Origin of the sequence: Geothrix rubra, from assembly GCF_030268065.1 — a bacterium.
GTDB lineage: Bacteria > Acidobacteriota > Holophagae > Holophagales > Holophagaceae > Geothrix > Geothrix rubra.
Map to the genome: position 1 here is coordinate 1 of NZ_BSDD01000012.1, position 2640 is coordinate 2640.

The 2640-nt window shown below is 66.1% G+C and carries 2 protein-coding genes and 1 pseudogene; all 3 read right to left on the reverse strand.

The window, feature by feature from the left end:
* Positions 1 to 638 (reverse strand): annotated as a pseudogene (locus QSJ33_RS15520) (hypothetical protein); the annotation flags it as partial.
* A gap of 31 nt (positions 639 to 669) precedes the next feature.
* Complete coding sequence (locus QSJ33_RS15525; RefSeq protein ID WP_285727882.1) at positions 670 to 1143, reverse strand: hypothetical protein; 474 nt, start codon at positions 1141 to 1143, stop codon at positions 670 to 672.
* The gene (locus QSJ33_RS15530) at positions 1143 to 2495 is read right to left on the reverse strand and encodes a hypothetical protein (RefSeq protein WP_285727884.1); all 1353 of its coding nucleotides are present in this window, start codon (positions 2493 to 2495) and stop codon (positions 1143 to 1145) included. Before QSJ33_RS15530 ends, QSJ33_RS15525 begins: the two co-directional genes overlap by 1 nt.
* Between the last annotated feature and the right edge of the window lie 145 nt (positions 2496 to 2640).

Here is a 2640-nt window from a genome sequence, read left to right on the forward strand (position 1 = left end):
GTGATGTTGGTCCCGTGGCACATCGTGTTGTTGAAGCAACCGGGGGCCGTCCCGGCGGGGGCCGGCGTGGCCGGCTTCAGGTCCGAATTCGCACCCGCCGCATGGCACTTGAAGCACTCCGGCGCGTTCCCCTGGTCCGTCTGCACATGCGTCGGCTCCGCCAGGGTCGTGCTCACCCACGGCTTGTCCGGGTGCGGCGCCTTCGTGTGGCACGACTTGCACGACGGCGTGATCCCCACCGGATTGTCGTAGCTCGATCCGTGGCACTTCGCGCAGTGCGCGAATCCCGCCATCGCCGTCGGATCAGAACTCGGCGCCAGCTGCGCCCCCAGCCGACCGTGCTGGCTCGGATCGCCCCAGCCCGCCGGGTGCCACGGCCCGTTCGCATGGCACGTGAAACAACTCACCTTCGCGATCCCGCCCGACGTCGCCGGATCCGACGTCGAACCATGGCACGAGGTGCACTGGCTCGGGTTCTTCACGAACTCCGCCCAGTGGTTCTGGATCCATCCCGCCGGGTGCTGTCCCGTCGATGCGTTGAACTGGGGCGCGTTCGCCGCGCTTCCCGAGCATCCCCACACCAGCAGGGACACCACCGCCGCGAAGCACGCGCCGAGCATCTGTGTCGCTTTGTTCATCGGAATTCCCTTTCGAGGCTCGCTCTCGTCCCTACTGGTGGCAGGTCCTGCACTTGTCGTTGTTCGCCCGACCATGGCACTGGAAACAGCTGGACGGATCCGCCTTCCCCTCGAACCGGTGCAGCGTCATGTAGTCCCCACGGTGCGGCGACATCCGGTCCGGGCGGTCCCCCAGCTTCGTCGCCGGCTTCATCACCACCTTCCCCCCGTGGCAGTCCGAACAGAACGACGGCGCGTGGCACACCGCGCACGAATTCGCATCCTGACCCGCCAGGAACCGGTGGTCCCTCACGAACGCCTCCGTGTGGTCGAACGCCCCATACGGCTTCAGGCTCCCCTTCATCACCTCGTCCCCGTGGCACTCCGAACACACCGGACGCCCCGTCCCCAGCTCCTGCGGATGCGTCGCCGCGAAACTGCTCTCCGGCGACACCACCCCGCACGCCGTCAGCAGCCCCAGTCCCAGCGCGATCGCGAATACCCTGATCATCATCTTCCGGGCCATCAGCGGCCTCCTTTCTTGGCCATGCCGAATCGATACTCCGCCCTCAGCAGCCCCTTCGCTTCGTTCTTCGCCAGCGCCGTCTTCCCGTAACCCAGGTCCCCCGACACCTTCAGCGACGGCATCACCTGGTACCCCAGCGACGCCACCACCTCATACAGCCAGGCCTGCCCGTTCAGGTTCGGATTCGTCTTGTCCTGATACTTCTGCACGATCGCGTCCGCGCTCGCCGTCACCTTCTCCGTCCCATACATCGCCCACGCCCGCGCCTCCGTGTGCGTCAGGCTGTACGACGGATGCATCGGATCCACCACCACTTCCCTCGTCGCGTTCACCCGGTGCGCCCCGAATCCCGTCAGGAACTTCTCCGCCGGCACCCAGCGCACCTCGCCTCCGAACTGCGTCGTGTCACCGTACGTCTCGCGGTGCGTGTGCCGGTAGTCCCCCACCACCTGCAGGCTCGACGGCGCTCCCCAGCTCACGTTCGCCCCGTACCCCCGGAACTTGTCGTTGTCGTCCTGCCTGAACAGCGACGGCAGCGTCGTCCCCGCGAAATACGCGAAGTAGTTCCGCTCCGCGAAATTCCCCGTCACCGCGAACTGCCCCGGCAGCTTCACCCGCACCGTGTAGTCGTGCTCCGCGATGTCCGAAGGCTTCTCCTGACCCGCCGGCGTCGCCGGATGCGACGCCAGGTCGAAAATCGTCCGACCGCTGAAATCGATCGCCGTCGTCGGCATCAGGTGGATGTCCGCACCCATCTGCTTCCGCGTGTAGTCCACCGGCTGCGGGATCGTCAGGTCCTTCGCCGGCTTCGTCCCGTCCTGCAGGAACGACAACCCGAACTCACCCATCCGCTTCATCCGCCAGGACAACCGCGTCCCGAAAATGAAATCCCGCTGATACGAATAGTCCTTCGACGCCATCGGATCGTCCGGGCGATACAGCACCGGCTTGCCCCCGAACGCCGAAATCGCGAACCCGCCCCGCAGATCCGTCCGCGCGCTCACGCCGTCCACCTGCTCGAACCCGCCGCCCTGGTTGATCGCGAACCGCCCCGCCTTCACCTCCGCGTTCGCTCGGTCGAACCGGTAGTCCAGATACCCGTACGTCAGCTCCCCGTCCGCCTTCCCCCCCGAGGCCTTCACATACCCCAGGTCGCTCGTCCCCCACCCGTACAGGTGCAGCGACAGGTTGTCCGTCCCCAGCTTCGTCGCGTCGATCCCCAGGAACTGCGTCGCCGGCGTGTAGGTCTTCGTGTCGAATCCCGGCACCTCCGACTTCCATACCTGCGCCATCGTCGTCCCGTAGACGCTCACCTCCTGACCCCACGCCAGTCCTGCCACCAGGCTGGCCACCAGCACTCCGATCCCTCGTCTCCTCATCTCTCCCCTCATCTCTCTTCCCTCTCCAAAATCCTTCCCCGTACCACCCGCTTGCTCCCTCGAGATCCCTTCACCTCAACCTCTCGGAACCTGCCGCCAAAGTTAGCTCACCTCGAGG

Coding starts and splice junctions, on each gene's coding strand:
- QSJ33_RS15525 (WP_285727882.1), bottom strand. CDS start 1,143: ATGGCCCGGAAGATGATGATCAGGGTATTCGCGATCGCGCTGGGACTG.